The organism is Streptomyces sp. NPDC042336 (assembly GCF_055581985.1).
This window is the reverse complement of the sequence record NZ_JBVJEA010000001.1, coordinates 1,011,068-1,035,880: the sequence shown is the minus strand read 5'-3', so window position 1 is coordinate 1,035,880 and position 24,813 is coordinate 1,011,068. Positions and strand designations below refer to the sequence as shown.

21 protein-coding genes are annotated in these 24,813 nt (G+C 72.3%); 12 read left to right on the top strand and 9 right to left on the bottom strand.

Annotation, left to right across the window (positions count from 1 at the left end):
• Positions 1-124 precede the first annotated feature (124 nt).
• The 3 genes from nadA (at position 125) to ACZ6IM_RS04780 (ending at position 3,271) form a co-directional block, all read left to right on the top strand.
• Positions 125-1,309, top strand: coding sequence for a quinolinate synthase NadA (gene nadA / locus ACZ6IM_RS04790; RefSeq protein ID WP_469554225.1), 1,185 nt, complete (start codon positions 125-127; stop codon positions 1,307-1,309).
• A gap of 199 nt (positions 1,310-1,508) precedes the next feature.
• Complete coding sequence (locus tag ACZ6IM_RS04785; RefSeq protein ID WP_469554224.1) at positions 1,509-1,664, top strand: hypothetical protein; 156 nt, start codon at positions 1,509-1,511, stop codon at positions 1,662-1,664.
• A gap of 98 nt (positions 1,665-1,762) precedes the next feature.
• The gene (locus tag ACZ6IM_RS04780) at positions 1,763-3,271 is read left to right on the top strand and encodes a DUF4246 domain-containing protein (protein WP_469554223.1); all 1,509 of its coding nucleotides are present in this window, start codon (positions 1,763-1,765) and stop codon (positions 3,269-3,271) included.
• 63 nt (positions 3,272-3,334) lie between these two features.
• Here the strand turns inward: ACZ6IM_RS04780 and ACZ6IM_RS04775 are convergent, their stop codons facing one another.
• The 5 genes from ACZ6IM_RS04775 to ACZ6IM_RS04755 all read right to left on the bottom strand — a co-directional run bounded on the left by ACZ6IM_RS04775 (position 3,335) and on the right by ACZ6IM_RS04755 (position 9,716).
• Entirely contained in the window at positions 3,335-6,448 is a 3,114-nt protein-coding gene (locus ACZ6IM_RS04775; RefSeq protein ID WP_469554222.1) for an efflux RND transporter permease subunit, read from the bottom strand.
• 180 nt (positions 6,449-6,628) lie between these two features.
• Entirely contained in the window at positions 6,629-7,312 is a 684-nt protein-coding gene (locus ACZ6IM_RS04770; protein WP_052839880.1) for a response regulator, read from the bottom strand.
• Positions 7,309-8,550 carry a sensor histidine kinase gene (locus tag ACZ6IM_RS04765; protein WP_052839881.1) on the bottom strand — a complete coding sequence of 414 codons (1,242 nt, stop codon included), beginning with the start codon at positions 8,548-8,550 and terminating at the stop codon, positions 7,309-7,311. The genes ACZ6IM_RS04770 and ACZ6IM_RS04765 overlap by 4 nt, the downstream gene beginning before the upstream one ends.
• Before the next feature lie 61 nt (positions 8,551-8,611).
• Positions 8,612-8,896: a PspA-associated protein PspAA gene (pspAA, locus tag ACZ6IM_RS04760; RefSeq protein ID WP_052839882.1), complete on the bottom strand. Its 285-nt coding sequence runs from the start codon at positions 8,894-8,896 to the stop codon at positions 8,612-8,614.
• Positions 8,897-8,918: 22 nt separating this feature from the next.
• Complete coding sequence (locus ACZ6IM_RS04755; RefSeq protein WP_469554219.1) at positions 8,919-9,716, bottom strand: PspA/IM30 family protein; 798 nt, start codon at positions 9,714-9,716, stop codon at positions 8,919-8,921.
• Positions 9,717-10,001: 285 nt separating this feature from the next.
• Here ACZ6IM_RS04755 and ACZ6IM_RS04750 point away from each other — a divergent pair, with 285 nt between their 5' ends.
• The 3 genes from ACZ6IM_RS04750 to ACZ6IM_RS04740 all read left to right on the top strand — a co-directional run bounded on the left by ACZ6IM_RS04750 (position 10,002) and on the right by ACZ6IM_RS04740 (position 12,593).
• The gene (locus ACZ6IM_RS04750; protein ID WP_469554263.1) at positions 10,002-10,640 is read left to right on the top strand and encodes a DUF3043 domain-containing protein; all 639 of its coding nucleotides are present in this window, start codon (positions 10,002-10,004) and stop codon (positions 10,638-10,640) included.
• An 83-nt stretch (positions 10,641-10,723) separates the two neighbouring features.
• The gene (locus ACZ6IM_RS04745; protein WP_052839885.1) at positions 10,724-11,425 is read left to right on the top strand and encodes a class I SAM-dependent methyltransferase; all 702 of its coding nucleotides are present in this window, start codon (positions 10,724-10,726) and stop codon (positions 11,423-11,425) included.
• 79 nt (positions 11,426-11,504) lie between these two features.
• Positions 11,505-12,593 (top strand): S1C family serine protease, encoded by a 1,089-nt coding sequence (locus tag ACZ6IM_RS04740; protein ID WP_469554218.1) that lies wholly within the window; start codon positions 11,505-11,507, stop codon positions 12,591-12,593.
• A 31-nt stretch (positions 12,594-12,624) separates the two neighbouring features.
• On the opposite strand, the gene ACZ6IM_RS04735 is transcribed toward ACZ6IM_RS04740, so the two are convergent.
• Positions 12,625-12,873: a hypothetical protein gene (locus tag ACZ6IM_RS04735; RefSeq protein ID WP_052840234.1), complete on the bottom strand. Its 249-nt coding sequence runs from the start codon at positions 12,871-12,873 to the stop codon at positions 12,625-12,627.
• A 184-nt stretch (positions 12,874-13,057) separates the two neighbouring features.
• Here ACZ6IM_RS04735 and ACZ6IM_RS04730 point away from each other — a divergent pair, with 184 nt between their 5' ends.
• Entirely contained in the window at positions 13,058-14,257 is a 1,200-nt protein-coding gene (locus tag ACZ6IM_RS04730; RefSeq protein ID WP_469554215.1) for a bifunctional adenosylcobinamide kinase/adenosylcobinamide-phosphate guanylyltransferase, read from the top strand.
• On the opposite strand, the gene ACZ6IM_RS04725 is transcribed toward ACZ6IM_RS04730, so the two are convergent.
• On the bottom strand, positions 14,246-14,959 hold the full coding sequence (locus ACZ6IM_RS04725) for a class I SAM-dependent methyltransferase (protein WP_469554213.1): 714 nt from the start codon (positions 14,957-14,959) through the stop codon (positions 14,246-14,248). The genes ACZ6IM_RS04730 and ACZ6IM_RS04725 overlap by 12 nt on opposite strands.
• 154 nt (positions 14,960-15,113) lie before the next feature.
• Here ACZ6IM_RS04725 and cobT point away from each other — a divergent pair, with 154 nt between their 5' ends.
• Positions 15,114-16,172 (top strand): nicotinate-nucleotide--dimethylbenzimidazole phosphoribosyltransferase, encoded by a 1,059-nt coding sequence (gene cobT / locus ACZ6IM_RS04720; RefSeq protein ID WP_052839889.1) that lies wholly within the window; start codon positions 15,114-15,116, stop codon positions 16,170-16,172.
• A gap of 640 nt (positions 16,173-16,812) precedes the next feature.
• On the opposite strand, the gene ACZ6IM_RS04715 is transcribed toward cobT, so the two are convergent.
• Positions 16,813-17,553: a hypothetical protein gene (locus ACZ6IM_RS04715; protein WP_469554211.1), complete on the bottom strand. Its 741-nt coding sequence runs from the start codon at positions 17,551-17,553 to the stop codon at positions 16,813-16,815.
• A 60-nt stretch (positions 17,554-17,613) separates the two neighbouring features.
• Between ACZ6IM_RS04715 and ACZ6IM_RS04710 the strand changes: the two genes are divergently transcribed.
• Positions 17,614-18,396 carry an adenosylcobinamide-GDP ribazoletransferase gene (locus ACZ6IM_RS04710; RefSeq protein ID WP_052839890.1) on the top strand — a complete coding sequence of 261 codons (783 nt, stop codon included), beginning with the start codon at positions 17,614-17,616 and terminating at the stop codon, positions 18,394-18,396.
• A gap of 9 nt (positions 18,397-18,405) precedes the next feature.
• On the opposite strand, the gene ACZ6IM_RS04705 is transcribed toward ACZ6IM_RS04710, so the two are convergent.
• On the bottom strand, positions 18,406-19,200 hold the full coding sequence (locus ACZ6IM_RS04705; RefSeq protein ID WP_052839891.1) for an endo alpha-1,4 polygalactosaminidase: 795 nt from the start codon (positions 19,198-19,200) through the stop codon (positions 18,406-18,408).
• Positions 19,201-19,451: 251 nt separating this feature from the next.
• Between ACZ6IM_RS04705 and ACZ6IM_RS04700 the strand changes: the two genes are divergently transcribed.
• The 3 genes from ACZ6IM_RS04700 to sucB all read left to right on the top strand — a co-directional run bounded on the left by ACZ6IM_RS04700 (position 19,452) and on the right by sucB (position 24,614).
• A complete protein-coding gene (locus ACZ6IM_RS04700; RefSeq protein WP_052839892.1) occupies positions 19,452-20,990 on the top strand; it encodes a leucyl aminopeptidase in 1,539 nt (512 codons plus the stop codon).
• A 397-nt stretch (positions 20,991-21,387) separates the two neighbouring features.
• A complete protein-coding gene (gene lpdA, locus ACZ6IM_RS04695) occupies positions 21,388-22,776 on the top strand; it encodes a dihydrolipoyl dehydrogenase (protein WP_052839893.1) in 1,389 nt (462 codons plus the stop codon).
• 62 nt (positions 22,777-22,838) lie between these two features.
• A complete protein-coding gene (gene sucB, locus ACZ6IM_RS04690) occupies positions 22,839-24,614 on the top strand; it encodes a 2-oxoglutarate dehydrogenase, E2 component, dihydrolipoamide succinyltransferase (RefSeq protein WP_469554208.1) in 1,776 nt (591 codons plus the stop codon).
• Positions 24,615-24,813 lie beyond the last annotated feature (199 nt).

The following is a 24,813-nucleotide window of genomic DNA, read 5'->3' as shown; positions in this document are numbered from 1 at the left end:
CGATTCGCACCGGGATTCACGTCACACCGACACTATCGGCATCGTCAAAGTGACGTGAACCGGTTATGATATATAGCGTCAGTTCGACGAAAAGGGTCGACGATAAGTAGAAAGGGTGCGTGTCGTGACCACCGCCCAAACCCAGGAGCTCGACGTACAGCCGACGCCCCTCGCCCTGCTGCTGCTCGGCCGCGAGGCCGACCCGAGGAGCGAGCGCGGTGTGGAGTGCCCCGGCGACCTGCCCTCGCCCTCCGACCCGGACCTGGTCGCCCGCGCCCGCGCGGCCAAGGAGAAGCTCGGTGACAAGGTCTTCGTCCTCGGTCACCACTACCAGCGTGACGAGGTCATCCAGTTCGCCGACGTCACGGGCGACTCCTTCAAGCTGGCCCGGGACGCGGCCGCGCGCCCGGAGGCCGAGTACATCGTCTTCTGCGGTGTGCACTTCATGGCGGAGTCGGCCGACATCCTGACCTCGGACGACCAGAAGGTGGTCCTGCCCGACCTGGCGGCCGGCTGTTCCATGGCGGACATGGCCACCGCCGAGCAGGTCGCCGAGTGCTGGGACGTGCTGACCGAGGCCGGGATCGCCGAGCAGGTGGTGCCCGTGTCGTACATGAACTCGTCCGCGGACATCAAGGCGTTCACCGGCAAGCACGGTGGCACCATCTGCACCTCCTCCAACGCCGAGCGCGCCCTGAACTGGGCCTTCGAGCAGGGCGAGAAGGTCCTCTTCCTGCCGGACCAGCACCTCGGCCGCAACACGGCGGTGCGGGACCTGGGCATGTCCCTGGAGGACTGCGTCGTCTACAACCCGCACCGGCCGAACGGCGGGCTGACGGCCGAGGAGCTGCGCGCCGCGAAGATGATCCTGTGGCGGGGTCACTGCTCGGTGCACGGCCGCTTCAGCCTCGACTCGGTGAACGACGTGCGGGAGCGCATACCGGGCGTGAACGTCCTGGTGCACCCCGAGTGCAAGCACGAGGTCGTCGCGGCGGCGGACTACGTCGGCTCGACCGAGTACATCATCAAGGCCCTGGAGGCGGCCCCGGCCGGTTCCAAGTGGGCCATCGGGACCGAGCTGAACCTGGTCCGGCGACTGGCGAACCGTTTCGCCGCCGAGGACAAGGAGATCGTCTTCCTCGACAAGACGGTCTGCTTCTGCTCGACCATGAACCGCATCGACCTCCCGCACCTGGTCTGGACGCTGGAGTCGCTGGCCGAGGGCACCCTGGTCAACCGCATCGAGGTCGACAAGGAGACGGAGGCGTTCGCCAAGCTGGCGCTGGAGCGGATGCTGGCGCTGCCGTAACCCGCTCCCCTGCGCGCGAGGGCCCCGTCCGATCACCGCTCCGGTGATCGGACGGGGCCCTTCTCCGTCTTCTCGTTCCACGTCGGTCTTCTCGATTCGCGCAGGAAGGTCAGGCGCTGAGCGCACACCTTCGGCCGACTCGTTGGCTCGCGGGGACGCCTGTGCGACGGTGAGGTCCGGGAGAGAGTGGAGGGCTGTCATGGCAGGTCAGGGGCAGGTTCCCGGCGGGGACGGCGGTTCGTTCGGCCGCGGGGCGGGGCAGGGGTGCGGATTCTGCATGGGGGTGCTGCTGGCTCTGGTGATCCTCATGGCGGTCGTGCTGTTCGGCGGCATCGCCGCGCTGTCCGGGCACTGACGCGCCAGGCCCGCATGCCGCGCCGCCTCCCCGACACCGGTGTCAGTGCGCTGCCGTAGGCTTCCGGCCGCCGCACACCCGACTGGGAGGATCCGGAGTTGACCGGCCTGTCCGCTTTCCCGCTGCCCTTTCACGCTTCTCGCTCCACAGCGTTCGCGACCCCCCGGACACTGCGGGAACTGCAGATGATGCGGTGCAGTGCCCATATCCGGGCGAAGCCCGGGTGGTACGACAAGAGGAACGACCCCGAGATAGTGGCCAGGTGGACGCGGGAAGCCGTCGACCAGGGCCTCACCGAGGCGCAGGTCCGCTACGTCCTCGCCGAACTCGCGCACTACGCCGCGCTGCGGGACGGACGGACCGGCATCGAGGTGTCCGCCGTCGACGGGGTGTGGCAGTCGGACACCCTGGTCGACGACGCGCTCAGGTCCCGGCTGCGCGAGGCGGTCCGGGTGCTGGAGCAGGTCCCCGAAGCGGACCGGGACTGGCACCCCGGATCCGGCGGCCAGGTACTGGATCTGGTGCATCCCTCACTGTTCTGCCTGGTGAGGGAGGTGAGTGGCGCGCCCGAGCGGGCTTGGCGGAATCCGACGGACCGGTATTCCCGGCACGAGTTCTCGGAGCGGTTCCAGTGGCTGCCCACCGACGCCGACGTCAGTGCGGACGGCGCCGTCACCTTCCGTTCGTACGTGAACAACGTCCACCCGGAGACCCATCGCGAACTGGCCGGTGTCCTCCCGGACCTGTTCGCGCGCATGCGCCCGCTGCTGGAGAACGTGCTGACCGACCTGCGCCATCCGCGAGCCCTGCGGATCGAGGCCGACCCCTACGGGTGGTACGACTCGGAGCCGGAGTATCCGGACGAGGACGCCTTCAGTGACGAGAGCGCCTACGAAGAGGCCGTCCTGGCCTACGAAGAGGCCCAGGACGACTGGTGGGAGAACCGCCGCCCGGTCGTCCCCGACGCCCCGGACTTCACCCCGCCCGAGGTGCCCGACGAGTCCGCCCGCGTCGATCTGCGCGGCCGCCGTCTCCAGGTCGTCGTCAAGCTCGCCACCGTGCACCTCACCCCGGACAAGCCCGAGTACGCGGGAGGTTCGTGGCATGTCGAGGGGATGCTGAACGAGCGGATCGTCTCCACCGGCATCTACTACTGGGACAGCGAGAACATCACCGAGAGCCGGCTGGCTTTCCGGGCGGCGCTCGACGACCCCTCCTACGAGCAGAACGACCACAACGGTCTGCGTGAGGTCTACGGCCTGGAGAACGAGGACGCGCTGAACCAGGTGCTGGGATCGGCGTCGACCCCGGCGGGCCGCTGCCTGGCCTTCCCGAACGTCCTGCAGCACCGCGTCGGCCCGTTCCGCCTCGCTGACCCCAGCCGCCCGGGGCATCGCAAGATTCTGGCGTTCTTCCTGGTCGACCCGTCGGAGACGATCGTCTCGACCTCCGACGTGCCGCCGCAGCAGCCGTGGTCCGACACCTCGACCATGACGCTGGACGAGGCCAAGGAGTATCGCGAACAGCTCATGCGGGAACGCAAGTTCTTCGTCGACGAGCACAACGAGCAGCTCTACGAGCGCGAGTTCTCCCTGTGTGAGCACTGAGGAGTCGCGAAGGGCGCCCCCGTGGAGAGTCCACGAGGGCGCCCTTCGTCGTACCGGCGGGTGTCAGACCTGGGCCGGCTCCGGTTCCTCCGAGGGCTGCGACTGCTCGGGCAGGCCCTTCTTCGCGGCCCGCTTCTTCGCCCGCCGCTCCTTGCGCAGCTCCAGCATCGCGTAGAGCGTCGGGACCAGGAGCAGGGTCAGCAGCGTCGACGTGATCAGACCGCCGATCACGACCACCGCGAGCGGCTGGGCGATGAAGCCGCCCTCGCCGGTGACGCCCAGCGCCATCGGGAGCAGGGCGAAGATCGTCGCCAGGGCCGTCATGAGGATGGGCCGCAGACGGTGGCGGCCACCCTCGATCACGGCCTCGACGACGCCGTAGCCCTGCTTGCGGTACTGGTTGATCAGGTCGATCAGCACGATGGCGTTGGTGACCACGATGCCGATCAGCATCAGCATGCCGATCATCGCCGGGACGCCCATCGGGGTGCCGGTGACGATCAGCAGGCCGATCGCGCCGGTCGCCGCGAACGGGATGGACACCAGCAGGATCAGCGGCTGGGCCAGCGACCGGAAGGTGCCGACCAGCAGCATGAACACGATGGCGATCGCCGCGAGCATGGCGAGGCCCAGGTTGACGAAGGCCTCGTCCTGGTCCGCCGTGACTCCGCCGATCTCGGCCGTGGCACCGGCCGGCAGGTCCAGTCCGTCGATCTTCGACTGGAGGTCCGCGCCGACCGCGCCGGTGTTGTCGCCGGTCGGCTTGGCGGTGATGGTGGCCGCGCGCTGCCCGTCGATGCGGGTCATCGACACCGGTCCGTCCACCAGCTGCACGGTGGCGATGTCACCGAGCTCGACCGGGCCCAGGTTCAGCGCCTTCAGCTCGGCGATCGTCTCGGCGGGCCGGGCCGACCTGATGACCACGTCGCGCTCGGTGTCGTCCAGGGTCGCCTTGGCGGCCGGGGTGCCGCGCACCGCCTGGGCGACGGCCGCGCCGAGGGTCTGGTCGGTGAAGCCGGCCCCGGCTGCCTTGGCGTTGGCCTTGACCGAGATGCGCGGCACGCTCTGCGCCAGGTCGCTGGTGACGTCGGTGACGTCGTCGAGGCCGGCGACCGTCTTGCGGACCTGCTCGGCGGCCTCACGGAGCACCTGCGCGTCGGCCGCCTTGACGACGACACTCAGGTCCTGGCTGCCGAAGCCGTCACCGGCGGCGATGGTGGTGGTGCCGATGCCGTCGAGCTTCGCCAGCCCGTCCTCGATGTGGTCCTGGACGTCGTCGGCGTTCGCCGAGTCCTCCAGCATCAGCTGGTACGAGGCCTGGTTGGTGTCCGTGCCGCCGCCGAAGGCGGCCATGAAGCCCGACGAACCGATGGTGACCTGGAAGTCCTTGACGCCCTCGGTGTCGCCGAGCAGCTTCTCGACCTTCTTGGCCTGCTCGTCGGTCGCACCGAGGCTCGTACCGGGCTTCAGCTCCTGCTTGATGCTGAGGACCTTCTGCTCGCCCTGGTCGAAGAAGTTGGTCTTCAGCAGCGGCGCCATGCCGAAGGTGCCGACCAGGACGACGATCGCGATGGCGACGCTGGTCAGCCGGCGGCGGGTGGCGAAGCGCAGGACGGGGACGTAGAAGCGCTGGAGGCGGCTCTTGGCCTCCTTCTCCTCGGCCAGCCTGCGGGCCTCGGCCGCGTCCTCGGGCGTGCCCTTCGGGGGCCGCAGGAACCAGTACGACAGCACCGGGACGACCGTCAGCGACACCAGCAGGGAGGCCAGCAGCGCCGCGGTGACGGTGAGGCTGAAGGAGCCGAACAGCTCGCCGACCATGCCGCCGACCAGCCCGATCGGCAGGAACACGGCGACCGTGGTGAGGGTGGACGAGGTGACCGCTCCGGCGACCTCGCGGACGGCGCCCAGGATGGCGTCCTTGCGCTCCTCGCCGTAGCCGAGGTGCCGCTTGATGTTTTCCAGGACCACGATCGAGTCGTCGACGACGCGGCCGATGGCGATGGTCAGCGCGCCCAGCGTCAGCATGTTGAGCGACAGGTCGCGCGTCCACAGGACGATCAGCGCCAGCACCACCGACAGCGGGATGGAGACCGCGGTGACCAGGGTGGAGCGGATCGACGCCAGGAAGACCAGGATGACCAGCACGGCGAAGAGCAGGCCGAGCCCGCCCTCCGTGGTCAGGCCCGAGATGGCCTTGGAGACCGCCGGGCCCTGGTCGCTGACGACGGTGAGGGTCGCGCCGGAGCCGAGCTGCTCGCGCAGGCCGGGGAGCTTGTCCTCGACGGCGTTCGAGATGGAGACCGCGCTGCCGTCGTGGTCCATCGTCACGGCCACCGCGAGGGACGGCTTGCCGTTGGTGCGGGTGAGGGAGTCGGCCTTGGCCTCCTCCTCCTTGACGGTGGCGACGTCGCCGAGGCGGACCGGCTTGTCGACGCCCTCGCCGGTGACCATGAGGTCCTGGATCTGCTTGATCGAGGTGAAGCCGCCGCCGACCTGGACGGTGCGGTTGGCGCCGCCCTCGTCGAAGGACCCGGCCGGGACGGTCGCGCCGCCCGCCTGGAGGGACTGGGCGAGCACCTGGGGGCTCACCCCGGCCGCGGCCAGCTTCGCCGGGTCCGGCGTGACGGTGACCTGGACGTCGCGGACGCCGTCGACCACGACCTGGGCGACCCCGTCGATGTCCTTCAGCTCGGAGACGACCGTCTTGTCGAGCTGGTCGGCCAGCGCCTGCTGGTCCTTGTCCGAGGTCACGGCGAGGACGACGGTCGGGATGTCGTCCGTCGAACCGGAGATGACCTGCGGGTCCACGTCGTCCGGGAGCTGGGCGCGGGCCCGGTTCACGGCCTGCTGGACGTCGGCGACCAGCTGCTGGGTGTTCGGTCCGTAGTCGAAGGACGCCATGATGACGGCGTTGCCCTCACTGGCCGTGGAGGTGACGCCCGAGATCCCGTCGACGGCCTCGAGGCTGTCCTCGATCGGCTCGACGACCTGCTTCTCGACCACGTCCGGCGAGGCTCCCTGGTACGGGGCCAGCACCGACACCATGGGCAGTTCGATGGTGGGCAGCAGCTGCTGCTTGAGCTGGGGGATCGCGATCGCCCCGAAGACGAGCGCGACGATCGACATGAGCCCTATCAGGGCCCGTTGCGCGAGGCTGAATCTCGACAGCCAGGACATGGATCAGGGTCTCTCTTCTGTGGCCGAGCGGGGGACGGGGCACATGGCAGCGCCGGTCGCGGGCGACACAGGTGAGCGCCCACCCCAACACCCTGAGCCATGGACGGCCCCCCATCCCTAGGCCCCAGGTCCATTTCCTTATCCCGCGCCTACTCCCTCCGCAGTACACGCGGGTAGAGGTCACTCCACCCTTGGACGTACCAGTCCGGATTCGTACGCGATGACGACCAGCTGTGCGCGGTCGCGGGCGCCCAGCTTGGCCATGGCCCGGTTCACATGGGTCTTCACGGTGAGCGGGCTGACCTCGAGGCGCTCGGCGATCTCGTCGTTGGAGTGCCCGCCGGCGACCTGGACCAGCACCTCGCGCTCCCGCACGGTCAGCGACTCGAGACGCTCGGCGCGGGCCGGGTCGCGTTCCGCGTCGGCCGTGTCCTGCTGGGCCAGGAAACGGGCGATCAGCCCCTTGGTGGCGGTCGGCGACAGCAGTGCCTCGCCGCCGGCCGCGACCCGGATCGCGCTGAGCAGCTCCTCGGGCTCCGAGCCCTTGCCCAGGAAGCCGGAGGCACCGGCGCGCAGCGACTGCACCACGTAGTCGTCGACCTCGAAGGTGGTCAGTATGACCACGCGGACGTGGGCGAGGGACGGGTCGGCGCTGATCATGCGGGTGGCGGCGAGACCGTCCGTGCCGGGCATCCGGATGTCCATCAGCACCACGTCGGCCCGCCGCTCGGCGGCCAGCCGGGCCGCCTCCGCGCCGTCGGACGCCTCCCCCACCACCTCCATGTCGGGCTCGGAGTCGACCAGCACCCGGAAGGCGCTGCGCAGCAGCGCCTGGTCGTCGGCGAGCAGGACACGGATCGTCATACGGGGTCCTTGGTGGCGTCGGTGGCGGCGTCGGTGCGGTTCTTGACCGGAAGGATCGCATGCACGCGGAAACCGCCTCCGTAGCGGGGACCGGTGGTGAGGGTGCCGCGCACGGCGGTGACGCGCTCGCGCATGCCGAGCAGACCGTGCCCGCCGCCCTCGGCGGGGGTGTCGGCGGCCTCGCCCTCGGTGATGCCGTCGTCGAGCACCGTCACCTCGATGTTCGGCCCCACCCGCACGACGCTGACCTCCGCTTTCGCCTGTCGCCCCGCGTGCTTCTGCACATTGGTCAGCGCCTCCTGGATGATGCGGTAGGCGGCCAGGTCGACGGCGGCGGGCAGCTCGGTGCCCTGGTCGGTGCGGGCCACCTCGATCCGCAGCCCGGCGTGGTGGAAGGTGCCCACGAGTTCACCGAGGCGGGCCAGGCCCGGGGCGGGCTCGGTCGGCGCCTCCGGGTCGCCGGACTGGCGGAGCAGCCCGACGGTGGCCCGCAGTTCGTCCAGCGCGCTCCGGCTGGCCTCCCGTACGTGGGCGAGCGCCTCCTTGGCCTGGTCCGGCCGCTTGTCCATGACGTGCGAGGCGACCCCCGCCTGCACGTTGACCAGGGCGATGTGGTGGGCGACGACGTCGTGCAGGTCGCGGGCGATGCGCAGCCGTTCCTCGGCGACCCGGCGGCGCGCCTCCTCCTCCCGGGTGCGCTCGGCCTTCTCCGCCCGGTCCCGGATGGCCTGCACGAAGGCGCGGCGGCTGCGGACGGCGTCCCCCGCGGTGGCGCCGATGCCGGTCCAGGCGAAGACGGCGAGGTTCTCCTGCGCGTACCAGGGCAGGGGTCCGGCCAGCATGGCGGCGCCGGTGAGCACCGTCATGGTGAGCAGGCCGACCCGCCAGGTGGTGTGCCGGTCGGTGGAGGCGGCGACGGTGTAGAGGGCGATGACGGCGGACATGACGACCGGGGCGCGCGGGTCACCGGTGACGCTCTCGACGACGGAGACACCGCCGGTGACGACGAGGACCGCCATCGGCACCCGCCGGCGGAAGGCGAGCGCCGCGGCGCCGGCGGTCATCAGGGCGAGGCTGAGCGCGTCGGGGGTGCGCAGGCCCCAGCTGACGCCCTCCGGGCCGTGCGGGTCGACGAAGGAGCCGGCGACCATGCAGACCAGGACGGCCAGGGCGAGGGCGGTGTCCATGGCGGAGGGGTGGGCGCCGAAGACGCAGCGGGCTCTCGCGAGGGTGGTCACGGTTTTTTACGGTAGCCGCAGTGGCCGTGTCCTACGGACCGGTTGCGGTCGCCCGCGTTCGTCAGGTGCCCCCCGGGATCAGGCCGTCGTCGCTCAGGAGTTCCCGGACCTCCTCCAGGGTGGCGTCCGGGGACGGGAGGATGAGGTCGGAAGGCTCCAGGCTGTCGTCCGGGAGGGGCTCGCCCAGTTCGCGGACCTTGGCCAGGAGGGCCTGGAGGGTCGCGCGGAAGCCGGGCCCGTCGCCGTTCTCCATCTCGGCCAGGAGTTCGTCGTCCAGCTTGTTCAGCTCACCGAGCCGGCCGTCGGCCAGCGTCAGCTGTCCCTCCCCCATGATCCGTACGATCATGTCGGCCCTCCTAGGCGTGGGGCTACTGCTTGTCGAAGCGCGGGGTGTCCTGCGGCTGCTGCTGCGACTGCGACGGGGCCTGGCCCTGTCCCTGGCCGCCCTCGATGGCCTGGCGGTCGGCGGTGGAGCCCCCGGCCAGCTCGGCCTTCATGCGCTGCAGTTCCAGCTCTACATCCGTACCACCGGAGAGCCGGTCCAGCTCGGCCTGGATGTCGTCCTTGTGCATGCCGGACTGGTCGTCGAGGGCGCCGGAGGCGAGCAGCTCGTCGATGGCGCCGGCCCGGGCCCGGAGCTGGGCGGTCTTGTCCTCGGCGCGCTGGATGGCCAGGCCGACGTCGCCCATCTCCTCGGAGATGCCGGAGAACGCCTCGCCGATCCGGGTCTGCGCCTGGGCCGCCGTGTAGGTGGCCTTGATGGTCTCCTTCTTCGTGCGGAAGGCGTCCACCTTGGCCTGGAGGCGTTGGGCCGCCAGAGTGAGCTTCTCCTCCTCGCCCTGGAGCGTGGCGTGCTGCGTCTCCAGGTCGGTGACCTGCTGCTGGAGTGCCGCGCGCCGGGAGAGCGCCTCGCGGGCCAGGTCCTCGCGGCCCAGCGCCAGCGCCTTGCGGCCCTGGTCCTCCAGCTTGCCCGACTGGGACTGGAGCTGGTTGAGCTGAAGCTCCAGTCGCTTGCGGCTGGTCGCCACGTCGGCGACGCCGCGGCGCACCTTCTGCAGCAGCTCCAGCTGTTTCTGGTACGAGTAATCGAGGGTCTCGCGCGGGTCCTCGGCCCGGTCAAGGGCCTTGTTGGCCTTCGCGCGGAAGATCATCCCCATACGCTTCATGACACCGCTCATGGGCTTCGCGCGCCCCCTTCTGACCGACTCCAGCTCCAGCGACTGCAACAGAACCCACAGTACGGGCCCTGCATCCATTACCGCACTGTTCGGGGACGGATGCGCTCATCCCCAAGGACGACTGCGTACGTTCCCCGTCCGGCGCAGGGAGTAGGTGCTTCCCGGGGTTGTCCGGAAAGTCCCGGTGTCCGGGGCTGTACGCACCATCCGCTCTGTAACATCCGCTCTGTCCACTTACAGACGACCGGCGTTGCCGGATCGTTCCCCACCGGACTGGGGTCCACACCCCGGCACCCCGTACCCTTGGGTTTTGTGTTCCGAAGCCGTGCCAAGGATGAGAAGGCCCAGAGCGCCGTCAGCGCGCCGGTGACCGACTCCAAGCAGCCCCGCGACCCGCAGGCCCCGAAGGGCAGGCCCACGCCCAAGCGCAGTGCGGCCCAGTCCCAGCGCCGCAGCGTCGCCAATACGCCGATGACGCGCAAGGACGCCGCCAAGCGGCAGCGCGAGGAGCGGCGGACCGCAATGGCCCGCCAGCGCGAGGCGCTGGCGAAGGGCGACGAGCGGTACCTGCCGGCCCGCGACAAGGGCCCGGTCCGCAAGTTCGCGCGCGACTTCGTCGACTCGCGGTTCAACATCGCGGAGTACTTCCTGCCGATGGCCGTGATCATCCTCGTGCTGAGCATGATCCGGGTGGCTTCGCTGCAGAACATCGCGCTGCTGCTGTGGCTGGTCGTGATCGTGCTGATCGTGCTGGACTCGATCGTCACCGGCTTCCGGCTGAAGAAGCGGCTCGCCGAGCGCTTCCCGGACGAGCGCCGCCGCGGTGCGGTCGCGTACGCGCTGATGCGCTCGCTCCAGATGCGCCGGCTGCGGCTGCCCAAGCCCCAGGTCAAGCGTGGGGAGCGGCCCTGAGCACGGCGCCGTTCACCGGGGACGCGGCCGAGGCCTGGACAGCGGGGCTGTCCGGGCTTCGGGGCGTCGTACGGCAGGAGCTGGTGGCCCGGCAGCTGGACGAGCAGATAGCCGGGCGCTTCGCCGTGGGCAGGCGGCTGCGCGTGCTGGACGTCGGGATGGGCCGGGGCGGCCAGGCGCTGCGGCTGGCCCGGGCCGGGCACCAGGTGACCGGCGTGGAGCGGGACACGACCATGATCGCGGCGGCGCGCGAGGCGCTGGCCGGGCAGCCGGAGGGCATCCGGGAGCGGATGCGGATCATCGAGGGCGACGGCCGGGACACCGGCGTGCACTTCCTGCCGGGCAGCTTCGACGTGGTGCTGTGCCACGGCGTGCTCATGTACGTCGAGGAGCCCGACCCCCTGCTCGCGGGGCTGGCGCGGATGCTCGCGCCCGGCGGTCTGCTCTCGCTCGTGGTGCGCAACGCCGACGCGCTCGCGCTGCGTCCCGGCCTGCGGGCCGACTGGGCGGGCGCGCTGGCCGCCTTCGACACCACGAACTACCGCGACCGCCTGGGCCTCGACGTCCGCGCGGACCGCCTGTCGACGCTGACGGCGAAGCTCGCGGGCATCGGCGCCCCGCTGCACACCTGGTACGGCGTACGGGTCTTCACGGACACGGCGCCCGACGGGACCGCGCCGCCCGACGACTTCGAGGCCCTGCTGGCCGCCGAGGAGCGGGCCGGCCGGACCGACCCGTACCGCGCGGTCGCGGCCCTGCTGCACCTGTGCGGGGTGCGGGGCTAGACGGCCGACAGCCCGGCTCAGGCGCCCGTTCGGGTGTTCACCGGGGGCCGGGTGCCGGGGGCACGGTGAGACTCGGGCCATGGACACTTCCCGCGCCCGTCCGCGCCGTCTGCTCGCCTCGGTGGCCGTGCCGCTCTCCTCCCTGCTGCTCGCGACCGGCTGTTCCGACGCCGGTTCCGGCACCGACCGGGGCTCCGGGAGCGCGCGGGAGGGCGACCCGGCGCAGGCCGCGGCGCCGCGCGCGGCCAGTGAGCTGGAGGCCGACTACGAGCGGGTGATCAAGGACGTACTGCCGTCGGTCGTCCAGATCCAGGCGGGCGACTCGCTGGGGTCGGGCATCGTGTACGACGACAAGGGGCACGTCGTCACCAACGCCCACGTCGTCGGGGACACCAAGTCGTTCCGGGTGACGACGGCCCGCGCGGAGGGCACCCTGACCGCGAAGCTGGTCTCCTCGTACCCGGAGCAGGACCTGGCCGTCATCAAGCTGGACAAGGTGCCCGAGGGCATGAAGGCGGCCCGCTTCGGGGACTCCGCGAAGGTCGAGGTCGGACAGATCGTGCTGGCGATGGGCTCGCCGCTCGGCCTGTCGTCCAGTGTCACGCAGGGCATCGTGTCGGCGACCGGGCGGACCGTGACGGAGGGCAGCAGCGGGGGCGGCACGGGCGCGACCATCGCCAACATGGTGCAGACGTCGGCGGCCATCAACCCCGGCAACAGCGGGGGCGCCCTGGTGAACCTGGACGGTCAGGTGATCGGCATCCCGACGCTGGCGGCCACCGATCCGGCCCTCGGCGACAGCGCGGCGCCCGGCATCGGGTTCGCGATCCCGGCGTCGATGGTGACGACGGTGGCCGGGCAGATCGTCGAGGACGGCAAGGTCACCGACTCGGGCCGGGCCGCGCTGGGCATCACGGCCCGTACGGTCGTCGACGACGGCTTCCGTCCGGCCGGGGTGGCCGTCGTCGAGGTGAGCGACGGCGGGGCCGCCGACGACGCCGGGCTGCGGCCCGGGGACGTGATCGTCGGGCTCGGGGACACGGACATCACCACCATCACCTCGCTGTCCGAGGCGCTGGCGTCGATGCGGCCGGGCGACCGGACGAAGGTGACGTACACCCGCGACGGCGACGAGCGCACCGCCGAGGTGACGCTGGGCGAGCAGTGACGGGGGCGGAGCCGCCCCCGCCCCCCGGCCCTCAGGCCTCGGTCCCCGCCTCGGCCTCGGCCTCCGCCTCCGCCTCCTCGGCGTGCAGGCTCATCGGGCCGTAGATCTCGGTGGAGTCCTCGAAGAGCCGCACCTGGTCGGTGCCGCCCGCCTGGAGGTCCTTCCACTGCTCCCCGATCCAGGACTCGGCGTCCCCTTGCGTGGTGAACTCCTCGGGCTGGACCGCGGGCTGGACCTCCGTCCCGTCGGCCGTCTCGAACCGCCACGTCCATGCCGCCATGTACGCCTCCAAGATGTGAGCACATGCAGAGCGGAAGCCGGATCCTGGTCCGGCTCCCGCCCGCAGCCTATGCGCTGAGCCGGGCCCACCGCAGAAGGCCGGGAGACGGGATCCGGTGACGGGAACGGCCCCGTCGGGCGCCCCCTGGGGGGCAGGTCGCCCGGCGACCGGTGAAAATCGGTGCGTGGACGTGACTCTGCTCGGCACCGGTGCCCCGGCGGGACTGCCCCGCCCCGACTGTCCCTGCGCGGCCTGTGCCGCGGCGCAGGGCGAGTACGCGCGCGCGGCGACCGCGCTGCTGGTGGACGGGGCGCTGCTGCTCGACCTGACGCCCGGCGCCGTGTTCGCCGCCGCGCGGGCCGGCCGCTCCCTGGCCGGCGTACGGCAGGTGCTGCTCTCCCACCCGCACGACGGGCCCGCCGTGGAGGTGCCGGCCGGGCTGCCGCAGCCGGGCCGGGTGCCGGACGGGCGGGAGCTGGCGCTGCTGACCGGGCACCGGGTGCGCGCGGTGGCGCTGGACGCGCCCGGCACCGGGTACGCGGTGACGGGTCCGGACGGCGGGCGGCTCCTCTACCTGCCGCCGGGCGGCGCCCCGGCGGGCCTTGAGGAGCCCGCGGAGCCGTACGACCTGGTCCTCGCGGACGTCGTGGGGCGGCCGGACGCGCTGGCGAAGCTGCGCGTGGTGGGCGCGGCGGGCCCGACGACGGACGTCGTGGCGGTCCACCTGGACCACGACGTGCCGCCGGGCCGGGAGCTGGCGCGGCGGCTCGCGGCGGCCGGCGCGCGGGCGGTGCCGGACGGCACGACGCTGTCGGTGGGCTCGTACGAGGACGTGCCCGACGTACCGCGGCGCACCCTGGTGCTGGGCGGCGCCCGGTCGGGCAAGTCGGTGGAGGCGGAGCGCCGGCTGGAGTCCTTCCCCGAGGTGCTCTACGTCGCCACCGGCGGCTCCCGGAACGGCGACACCGAGTGGGCGGCCCGGGTCTGCGCGCACCGGGAGCGCCGCCCCGGATCCTGGCGTACCACCGAGACCTGCGACCTCGTGCCGCTCCTGAAGGACGAGGGCCCGCCCCTCCTCGTCGACTGCCTGTCCCTGTGGCTGACGGACGCGATGGACGCGGTCGGCGCGTGGGACGACGCGGAGTGGGCCGACGGCGGCGAACGGGCGCTCAGGGACCGCATGCAGGAGCTGACGGAGGCGGTGCGCGCCACCCGGCGCACGCTGGTGGCGGTGTCGAACGAGGTCGGCTCGGGCATCGTCCCGGCCACGGCGTCCGGCCGCCGCTACCGCGACGAACTCGGCCGCCTCAACGCGGCGTTCGCCGCCGAGTGCGAGCAGGTCCTCCTCGTCGTGGCGGGCCAGGCACTGGTGCTACGGGGCTGAGGCGTCCTTGCGCGCGATGACGCGGTGCCCCCCGGTGAGGACCGTGCAGCCCTGGGCCAGGAGTTCGGCGCCCAGTCCGACGGGATGGCCGGGCGTCAGGCGGCGCGGGTCGGCCACGTCGACGAGCAGGTGCCCGCCGGGCCGCAGCGCTCCCAGCGCGGCCCGCAGTTCGGCCCGCGGGTCCGGAACACGCTCCAGGTACTGGAAGAGGCTCACGACGTCGTAGCGCTCCCGCACCCGGGCCGCGACATGACGGTCTGTCAAGCGTCCGACGAACGCCTCCTCCACCCGCTCGACGGCGCGGGCGCGCAGCACACGGGGGGCGGGGTCCAGGCCGTCGAACGAGGTGTACGGGAAGTACGCACGGGCGGTCCGCGGGAAGTCGGCGTCCCCGGTGCCGACGTCCAGCCAGCTCTCGGGCTCGGGACAGCGGCGGACCATCGCCCGCGCGGCCAGCGCGTGTCTGAGCCGTACACCGGCCCGGACCACGGGGTGTCGGGGCCCGGGCGGGAGCGGCGGATTCCGGAAGACGTGCCGGCAGTCGGAGCACCGCTCGACGGGAGACCGGTGGGGTGCTCCCTGCCGCGGCCCGTCACCGCGCCGCCGGGCCCGCAGCCGCCGCGAGCCGCACCAGGGGCAGTCCTCGCGGTAGGGCGCGTACGAGGGCAGGGGCGGCACCGAGGGGGCGGAGGTTCCGGACACGCGCTGCTCCCGACACGAGATGTACATGGGCACCTACGACATTCCAGGCAAAACGTTACGTAGGTGAGTGCGCTCCGGGGCGCAACGACGCCGCCCGGGCGTGCTGCCCACGGGCCCTGCTTCCGGTTCGACCGGGGCCGGTACTGTTCGGCGAATGAGCTCGCTGAATCTCGACGACTTCACCGACCTGATCGAGCGCCCCGACGGCGGGGTACGCCGCGATGCGGAGGCGCGGCGGGAGCGCCAGGCCGTTCCGCCCGGATCGCTGGGCCGCCTCGACGACCTGGGCGAGTGGCTGTCGGCGGCCCAGTCCGCCGTGCCGGTGCGCCCCGTCGTACGTCCCCGGGTGGTGCTCTTCGCCGGTGACCACAAGGTCGCCGAGCTGGGCGTGTCGGCGCGGCCCGCGGGCGGTGCCGGTGAGCTGGTGCGCGAGGTGCTGGAGGGCGGCCGGCCGGCGTCGGTGCTCGCCAGGCGCCTGGACGTACCCGTACGCGTCGTCGACATGGCCCTGGACTGCGAACCGGAGACGTTGCCGGCCGAGGTGTCGGGCCACCGGGTGCGGCGCGGCGGCGGCCGCATCGACATCGAGGACGCGCTGACCCTCGAGGAGGCGGAGGCCGCTTTCCGGGCCGGGATGGCGGTGGCCGACGAGGAGGCCGACTCGGGCACCGACCTGGTGGTCCTCGGCGACGTGAGCGTGGGCGGTACGACCGCGGCGGGCGTGCTGGTCGCGGCGCTGTGCGGGACGGACGCGTCGGTCGTCACCGGCCGGGGCGGGCTGCCGATCGACGACCTGGCGTGGATGCGCAAGTGCGCGGCGATCCGTGACGCGCTGCGCCGCGCGCGGCCCGTCCTCGGCGACCAGTTGCAACTCCTCGCCACGGTGGGCGGCGCGGACCTCACCGCCATGACGGGCTTCCTGCTGCAGAGCGCGGTGCGGAAGATGCCGGTGATCCTGGACGGCGTCGTGACGGCGGCGTGCGCGCTGGTCGGACAGCGGGTCGCCTTCCGGGCCCCGGACTGGTGGCTGGCGGCGCACGACAGCGGGGAGCCGGGCCAGGCCAAGGCGCTGGACCGGATGGCCATGGAGCCGCTGCTGTCCCAGGGCGTGAAGGTGGGCGAGGGCGCGGGTGGGCTGCTGGCGCTTCCCCTGGTCCAAGCGGCGGCGTCACTGGCGGCGGAGCTGCCGGAGGGCTCCGCCGGCAGCGAGTGAACGCGGCCAGGTGGACCCGGAATTCCTGGTCACCCGGCGCGGGTGTGGCGCGGGGGCGCGGCCCGGCGTAGCAAGCTACCCAGCGTGGGTGCCGAGCGCGAGGGGAGCGTGACCCGGCATAGCGGGGTGCCGCTGCGCCCACCCTCCCCCACTCTCGGCTTCGCTCGACCGGGGGACCCCCATCGCCCCAGCGGCACGACTGCCCGCAGCTACACGGCATGGCGACGGCCCGCAGCGAGGGCGACGGACGACGGCCCGCAGCCGGGGCGGCATGGCGACGCGGCGGGAGAGCCGCGTACGGCGGACCGGGCAGCGCGGGCGTCGGCGGGCCGCAGTCGCGTACGGCGGGCCGGGGCAGGGCGGCGTCGGCGGGCCGCAGCCGCGTACGGCGAGAAGGGGTCGTGTCGGGGGGTGTCCGCCCGCAGCGGTTGGCGCGTCAACGGAGTTCCACTTCTGTGGCCGACCGATTCCGCGCCGTTCCGAGGACGGACACCCCCCGGCGCGGCCCCGACCCACCCACAACGCACCGCGCACCGCGAACCCCCACCGAACCCGCACAGGCGCCGCAGGCACCCCCCACCGAACCGGCACGGGCGCCGCAGGCACCCCCACCGGAGCCGCACAGGCGCCGCAGGCACCCTCACCGCGGATCCGGCCGCCCCCCGATCCAGTCCTGGACCACACGGCGCGGCCCCGACCAGCGGCGGTCGTGGCGATAGGCACGCAACCGGGCACGAGCGCGGGCGCGCGGGCGACGGGCGTAGAACCGGCGGGCCCACGGAGACCCGGGCCGAGCCAGCCGGACCGCGCCGATCAGGGCGACCACGGGCACGATGACCCCGAAGACGGCCAGCCGCGCCTTGCCCTTGGCCAGGGCGAGGAGCGAGAAGACGAAGTTCCCCGCGACGGTCCCGATGACGTTCGCGCGGTCCTGCAACTCGCCCTGGGACATCCCGTCGACACCGAACGGCGTGAATCCCGCGAGGACCAGCCCCACCAGGGCCGCGGTGAGCACCACGACCTCCACGCTCTTGCGCCCCGCCTCGGTCCAGTACACGTCGTCGAGGTGCAGGATCAGCGCGAACTCGTCCAGCACGAGCCCCGCCCCGATCCCGAAGACCACCGCCGCGAGCGCCGACCCGAACCCGTGCCGGCCCCCCGCGACCGCGCCGAAGCCGCCGACGACGGTGAGCACGATCCCCGGGACCACGTGGTGGATGTGCACCCCGCCCGCCTTGACGTTCCCGAACGGCCCCTTGCCCGCCCGGATCAGACGGGTGACGACCCGGGTGATCACGAACGTCAGCACGAACGCCGCCAGCGCGAGAAGCAGCGGCAGCTTGCCCGGTTCCACGATGTTGCGCTGCCACCAATCTCCCATATGCGCACTTTATCCCCGAGGCCCGTCCACGCCCCTCCGACCGCCGGGTAGTCTGCGCCGGTGCTCAGGACCCCCTCCCCCGACGGCCTCCGTTTCGCCTTCGGCACCCTCACCGCGCTCCCGGTCGAAGTCACCCGCTGGGACCGGGACGCCGCGCGCGGCGGCATGCTGTGCGCGCCGCTGGCCGGACTGGCCGTCGGTGTCGCCGCCGCGGGCGCCGGGCTCCTCCTGCTGCTCCTGGGCGCGGGAACCCTGCTCGCGGCGGTCGCCACGGCCGCCGTCCCCGCCGTACTCACCCGCGGACTGCACCTGGACGGACTGGCCGACACCGCCGACGGCCTGGGCAGCGGCAAGCCCGCCGAGGACGCCCTGCGGATCATGAAGCAGTCCGACATCGGACCGTTCGGCGTGCTCACCCTGCTGTTCACGCTGCTCGCCCAGGTGGCCGCCCTCGCCCAGGCCTACGACGGCTCGTGGACCCGGGGAGCGCTCGCCGCCGTGGTCTCGGCGACCGCCGCCCGGCTGGCGCTCACGACGGCGGCCCGGGCCGGGGTGCCCGCGGCCCGTCCGGAGGGACTGGGCGCGGCGGTCGCCGGAGTGGTTCCGGCCGGCGGGGTGCTGGCCGCGGCGGCGGTCGTCACCCTGGCCGGCGCGGCGGCGGGCGCGTACTTCGGCCCGTACGACGCCCTGCGCACGGCACTCGCCGTGGTGTGCGCCGTCGTGGTCGCCGAACTCCTGCTGCGCCACTGCGTCCGCCGCTTCGGCGGCGTCACCGGCGACGTCTTCGGCGGCGTGGCGGAGACGGCGGCCACCACCGCCCTCGTGGTCCTCGTCCTCGGCTGAGCCGCGGGCTCAGCAGGCCTCCCGCCACGCGTCCAGTTCGTACTTCTTCAGCATCGAACTGAGCCGCAGCTCACGGGAGTCGGCGCAGAAGCGTTCCGTCGGCAGCTCGTACTCGACGTGGAAGACGGCCTTGCCGGCGTCGATGAACGGCTGGTTGTCGGCGCACTCGCCGTACTGGGCGCACTGTTCGTTGACGGCGAAGTCGAAGTCGTCCACCAGTTCCGGGATCTGGTCCAGGTCGTTCTTCAGGCCGACGGCCATCCCGCGGTCGTGGGCGAGCTTCGCGATCAGCCGGTTGTAGCGGAGCTGGTCGTCGCCGGTGAGCGGGAAGCCGGTCTCGTTCTTGTAGCCGTCCATGTTGTCCGGCTCGACCGCGTCGAAGCCCTTCTCGCGGCACATGTCGAGGCGTTCGGCCATCAGCGGCTCCAGGACGTCCGTCGCGCGGATGTCCAGCCACCGCTCGCCCTCCCAGCCGTTGCCCTTGCCCAGCACCTCCGCCGGGAACTCGTCGGCGTCGGGCCGGAAGTCCTCCCAGGCGCCGGTGGAGACGTAGCAGATGACCTTGCGGCCGTCCTCGTGCAGGCCGGCGACGGTGGCCTTGCCGTGGTCGAAGCCGTCGATGTCGTAGACCGGTACGTCGACGGAGGTGTCGAGCTTCCCGCTGAGCTGCCACTGCCAGGTGGTGCCGGGCGTCGGCCGCCAGCGGCCGGCGCCCTCGCCGTCGCCGCCGTCGTCGCCGGGGGCCGACGTGCAGCCCGCGAGCAGCAGCAGGAGGAGGGCTGTCGACAGGACCGGGCGTCTCACGGGAGGTGCTCCAGAGTGCGGGAGAGGTGTGCGGCGTACGTCCGGAATGATCTCCCATCCGCACTCCGACGGGGAAACCGCGGCCCCGCGGGAAGGAGCCGGGCGGGGCGCGAGCGTAGGCTCGTGCCGAGTGTTCGCCTGCCCAGGCGAGGACCGCATCGCAGGAGGGATCTAGGGTCGGATGTCGGGCCCGGTCGACCCACCCGCATTCGGCCACACCAGACTTCATACGGAAGCGAGATTTCACCACCGTGACTGCTCTCACTCTCTCCACCGCCGCGGCGCCCGGCCTCCGGGCCGACGCGATCGTGATCGGCGTCGCCAAGGGCGCAGGCGGCCCGTCCGTCGCCCCGGGCGCCGAGGCCGTGGACAAGGCGTACGACGGCCGGCTCGCCGGCGTCCTGGAGACCCTCGGCGCGTCCGGCGCCGAGGGCGAGGTCACGAAGCTGCCCGCTCCGGCCGGCTTCAAGGCGCCCGTCGTGGTGGCGGTGGGCCTCGGTGCCGAGCCCGAGAAGGACGCCGGTTTCGACGCCGAGGCGCTGCGCCGGGCCGCCGGTGCGGCCGCCCGTGCCCTGGCCGGCGCCAAGAAGGCCGCCTTCGCCCTGCCGCTCGCCGAGGCCGCCGACGCCGGTTTCGTCGCCGAGGGCGTGCTGCTGGGCGCGTACTCCTTCGACGCGTACAAGGAGTCCGCCAACGACGCCAAGGGTGCCAAGGGCAAGGGCAACGGCAAGGCCCCGCTGGCGGAGGCCGCGCTGCTGGGCGGCAAGCCCCGCGACAAGGCGTACAAGGCGGCGGTCGAGCGTGCCGCCGCCGTCGCCGAGGAGCTGAACCGCGCCCGCGACCTGGTCAACACCCCGCCGAACGACCTCAACCCGGAGGCCTTCGCGGCGGTGGCGCAGGCGGCCGCCAAGGAGCACGGCATCAAGGTGCAGGTGCTCGACGAGAAGGCGCTCGTCAAGGGCGGCTACGGCGGCATCCTCGGCGTCGGCGCCGGTTCGGCGTCGGGTCCGCGGCTGGTGAAGCTGTCGTACACCTCGCCCAAGGCGAAGAAGTCCCTCGCCTTCGTCGGCAAGGGCATCACCTACGACTCGGGCGGCATTTCCCTGAAGCCGGCCGGGCACAACGAGACGATGAAGTGCGACATGGCCGGTGCCGCCGCCGTGTTCGCCGCCGTGGTCGCCGCCGCGCGGCTCGGCCTGGAGGTCAACGTGACCGGCTGGCTGGCGCTGGCCGAGAACATGCCGTCCGGTTCCGCCACCCGCCCCGGTGACGTGCTGCGCATGTACAGCGGCAAGACGGTGGAGGTGCTCAACACCGACGCGGAGGGCCGGCTCGTGCTCGCCGACGCGCTGTGGGCGGCCTCGCAGGACAAGCCGGACGCGATCATCGACGTGGCGACCCTGACCGGCGCGATGATGCTCGCGCTGGGCAGCCGTACGTACGGGATCATGGCGAACGACGACGCGTTCCGCTCCGCGGTGCACGAGGCGGCGGAGGAGTCCGGCGAGCCGGCGTGGCCGATGCCGCTGCCGGAGCACCTGCGCAAGGGCATGGACTCGCCGACCGCGGACATCGCGAACATGGGCGAGCGGATGGGCGGCGGTCTGGTGGCGGGCCTGTTCCTGCGGGAGTTCGTCGGCGAGGGCATCACCTGGGCGCACCTGGACATCGCGGGTCCGGCCTTCAACGAGGGCGGGCCGTTCGGGTACACGCCGAAGGGCGGCACGGGTACGGCGGTGCGGACGCTGGTACGGGTCGCCGAGCGGGTCGCCCTCGGCGATCTCGGCTGACGTACGCCTGAGAGCCCGGGGGTGCGGGTGATCGCGCGACCGCGGGTCCGTCGTGGCCTGTCGCGCAGCTCCCCGCGCCCCTCGGGTCGGCTGTCCCGGCCTCGGCCAGGACGAACCCCGGAACGTCGCGCCCACGCGGCGGAGCCGCAGATCGGACACAGCCCCGCGCCCCTAGCGGGGCTGTCTCCGCCCTGGGTGACGGGTTGTGCCGGTTCCGCTCAGCTGAACGTGGGGCGTCTCACACCCCGGCCCCGCGTCTCCTTCGCCTCTCACAAGTGCGAAGATGGAGCCCGGCAGGACAGGGCCCACCCAAGGGCCGAGAACAATGAGCGGCCGGACACCAGCCGCCGACCGGTCACTGGAGACCGGCGTGGCGCACATGCATGGAGGACGTGACGTGGCGAACGACGCCAGCACCGTTTTCGACCTAGTGATCCTCGGCGGTGGCAGCGGTGGGTACGCCGCGGCCCTGCGCGGGGCACAGCTGGGCCTGGACGTCGCCCTGATCGAGAAGAACAAGCTCGGCGGCACCTGCCTGCACAACGGTTGCATTCCGACCAAAGCCCTGCTGCACGCGGGCGAGGTCGCCGACCAGTCCCGCGAGAGCGAGCAGTTCGGTGTCAAGACGTCCTTCGAGGGCGTCGACATGGCCGGCGTGCACAAGTACAAGGACGAGGTGATCGCCGGCCTGTACAAGGGGCTGCAGGGTCTGGTCGCCTCCCGCAAGATCACCTACATCGAGGGTGAGGGCCGGCTCTCCTCCCCCACCTCCGTCGACGTGGGCGGCCAGCGTGTCCAGGGCCGCCACATCCTGCTGGCGACCGGCTCCGTGCCGAAGACCCTGCCGGGCCTGGAGATCGACGGCAACCGGATCATCTCCTCGGACCACGCCCTCACGCTCGACCGCGTGCCGAAGTCCGCGATCGTGCTGGGCGGCGGCGTCATCGGCGTCGAGTTCGCCTCCGCGTGGAAGTCCTTCGGTTCCGAGGTCACGGTCATCGAGGGCCTCAAGCACCTGGTCCCGGTCGAGGACGAGAACAGCTCCAAGCTCCTGGAGCGCGCCTTCCGCAAGCGGGGCATCAAGTTCAACCTGGGCACCTTCTTCCAGAAGGCCGAGTACACCCAGGACGGCGTCAAGGTCACCCTCGCCGACGGCAAGGAGTTCGAGGCCGAGGTCCTGCTCGTCGCCATCGGCCGCGGCCCGGTCTCGCAGGGCCTGGGCTACGAGGAGAACGGCGTCGCGATGGACCGCGGCTTCGTCCTCGTCGACGAGTACATGCGGACCAACGTCCCGACCATCTCCGCCGTCGGTGACCTCGTCCCCACCCTCCAGCTCGCGCACGTCGGCTTCGCCGAGGGCATCCTGGTGGCGGAGCGGCTCGCCGGCCTGAAGACCGTGCCGGTCGACTACGACGGCGTGCCGCGGGTGACGTACTGCCACCCGGAGGTCGCCTCCGTCGGTCTCACCGAGGCCAAGGCGAAGGAGGTCTACGGCGCGGACAAGGTCGTCTCGATCAAGTTCCCCCTGGGCGGCAACGGCAAGAGCCGCATCCTGAAGACCGCGGGCGAGATCAAGCTGGTCCAGGTCAAGGACGGCGCCGTGGTCGGCGTCCACATGGTCGGCGACCGCATGGGCGAGCAGGTCGGCGAGGCGCAGCTGATCTACAACTGGGAGGCGCTGCCCGCCGAGGTGGCGCAGCTCATCCACGCCCACCCGACGCAGAACGAGGCGCTCGGCGAGGCTCACCTGGCGCTGGCCGGCAAGCCGCTCCACATGCACGACTGACCGCTTCGGTCTTCGGGCGCGACGACACAGACTTCCGCAATTCGTAAGGAGCAACCGAAACCATGGCGGTTTCCGTAACCCTTCCGGCGCTCGGCGAGAGCGTCACCGAGGGCACCGTCACCCGCTGGCTGAAGGCCGAGGGTGAGCGCGTCGAGGCCGACGAGCCGTTGCTCGAGGTCTCGACCGACAAGGTCGACACCGAGATCCCGGCCCCCGCCTCGGGCGTGCTGTCCTCCATCAAGGTCGCCGAGGACGAGACCGTCGAGGTCGGCGCCGAGCTGGCGCTGATCGACGACGGTTCCGGCGCCCCCGCCGCCGCTGAGGCCCCGCAGGCCGAGCCGGTCGCCGAGCCGGCTCCCGAGCCCGCCCCGGCCGCCCCCTCCACCGAGCAGGCCGCCCCGGCGCCCGCTCCCACGGCCGACGCCGCCGCCGGCGGCTCCGCCGAGGGCACGGACGTGGTCCTGCCCGCGCTCGGCGAGTCCGTCACCGAGGGCACCGTCACCCGCTGGCTGAAGTCGGTCGGTGACAGCGTCGAGGAGGACGAGGCTCTGCTGGAGGTGTCGACGGACAAGGTCGACACCGAGATCCCGGCGCCCGCCTCCGGCACCCTGCTGGAGATCGTGGTCGGCGAGGACGAGACCGCGGAGGTCGGCGCCAAGCTCGCCGTCATCGGCGCGGCGGGTGCCGCACCGGCGGCCGCCCCGGCCCAGGAGGCCCCGGCCGCCCCGGCCCAGCCCGAGCCCACCCCGGCTCCGGCGGCTCCGGCCCCGGCTCCCGCGCAGGCCGCTCCGGCTCCGGCCGCCCCGGCACCTGCGCCTGCCCCGCAGGCACCGTCGGCCCCCGCCCCGCAGCCCGCAGCGCCGGCCCCGGCCGCCGCTCCGGCTGCCCCGGCCGCCGCCCAGCCGGTGGACGACGGCGCCTACGTCACCCCGCTGGTGCGCAAGCTCGCCGCCGAGAACGGCGTCGACCTGTCCACCGTCAAGGGCACCGGCGTCGGTGGCCGTATCCGCAAGCAGGACGTCATCGCCGCCGCCGATGCCGCCAAGGCCGCCGCTCCGGCTCCGGTTGCCGCTGCCGCGCCCGCCGCGAAGAAGGCCCCCACCCTGGAGGCCTCCCCGCTGCGTGGCCAGACCGTCAAGATGCCGCGCATCCGCAAGGTCATCGGCGACAACATGGTCAAGGCCCTGCACGAGCAGGCCCAGCTGTCGTCGGTCGTCGAGGTCGACGTCACCCGTCTGATGAAGCTGCGCGCCCGTGCCAAGGACGCGTTCGCGGCGCGTGAGGGCGTCAAGCTCTCGCCGATGCCGTTCTTCGTCAAGGCCGCGGCCCAGGCGCTGAAGGCGCATGCGCCGATCAACGCCAAGATCAACGAGGCCGAGGGGACCATCACCTACTTCGACACCGAGAACATCGGTATCGCGGTGGACTCCGAGAAGGGCCTGATGACCCCGGTCATCAAGAACGCCGGTGACCTGAACCTGGCCGGCATCGCCAAGGCGACCGCCGACCTGGCGGGCAAGGTGCGGGCCAGCAAGATCAGCCCGGACGAGCTGGCCGGTGCGACCTTCACCATCAGCAACACCGGTTCGCGCGGCGCGCTGTTCGACACGATCATCGTGCCGCCGGGCCAGGTCGCCATCCTCGGCATCGGTGCCACGGTCAAGCGTCCGGCCGTCATCGAGACGGAGGACGGCCCGGTCATCGGCGTCCGCGACATGACGTACCTGACCCTGTCCTACGACCACCGTCTGGTGGACGGCGCCGACGCCGCCCGCTACCTGACGGCGGTCAAGGCGATCCTGGAGGCGGGCGAGTTCGAGGTCGAGCTCGGCCTGTAGTCCCCCCGCCAGTGGGCCCCTGCGATGCCCCCGCCCGGAACTTCCCGGGCGGGGGCATCGCCGTGTTCCGGCCGGGGCACGCTGTGTAAGTCTCGTCTCACCTGCGTAAAAGCGCCCCCATGCGCCCTTCCCGCCCGCCGTGACGGCCGTATTGTCTAAGCGTCAGCCGCCCCAGGGGTCCGAAGGGGACCCTCCCGAA